The organism is Vibrio sp. 1401, from assembly GCF_033340295.1.
Genome location: NZ_JAWOWF010000225.1, coordinates 1 through 857, shown reverse-complemented (window position 1 = coordinate 857; position 857 = coordinate 1). Strand labels below are relative to the sequence as shown.

Below are 857 nucleotides of genomic sequence, written 5' to 3'. Positions count from 1 at the left end.
CAGCGATGGAGGCTAAATGTAAATCCTGTTTGATATGTTGATAAACGTAACTGAACTGCTCAGGATAGAGCACGGAACCTGTGGAGCATAAGGTCTTCAGCGAATCCAAATTATGCTCTGACCGAGGCGAACAATTGGCTTGCTCAAGCGCTTCGAGATACTTTGCAGAGGTACCAAACAGTGACACCGACTGTTCTTCCGCCAAGCGCCAAAGCACAGAATGGTCGGGGTACACGGGGCTACCGTCGTAAATCACCAACGTGGCACCGCTCGCGAGTGCGGAAACATGCCAGTTCCACATCATCCAACCACAAGTGGTGTAGTAGAAAACCTTGTCGAGAGGTTTAACATCGCAGTGCAGCTGATGTTCTTTCAAATGATTGAGTAAGGTTCCACCTACGGAATGGACAATGCACTTAGGCTGCCCTGTGGTTCCTGACGAATATAAAATGAATAACGGGTCATTATACAGTACTGGTTGGTAGCGAATAGCTTGTGGAGCAATGTGTTCAGACAACTCGTTCCATGTGACGAAGTCGGAGTCGGATCGTTCGTCTCTTGGTTTTAATTCGCTGCTTGGCGTTAAATAGTCAATTTGGCAAACGCTGATGGTGTTTCCGAGCTTGCTGCTAATCGCTCGGTTTTTTTGCGTCATATCGAAGATCTTGCCGCCAAATTGGTAGCCATTACAACAAAACAATACTTTGGGTGTCACTTGGCCGAACCGCTCCAACACGCTGTCGACACCAAAGTCTGGAGAGGTCGACGTCCAAATAGCACCGAGGCTGGTGGTCGCGAGCATCGCCATTACGGTCTCTGGAAGGTAGGGCAAGTAGGCCGCCACGACATCACCTTTG

1 protein-coding gene is annotated in these 857 nt (G+C 49.1%); it reads right to left on the bottom strand.

Annotated features, from left to right (window positions below):
• Positions 1-857 (bottom strand): AMP-binding protein (locus R7Z77_RS24730; RefSeq protein WP_318136969.1); only part of this gene is annotated, 857 nt, incomplete at both ends.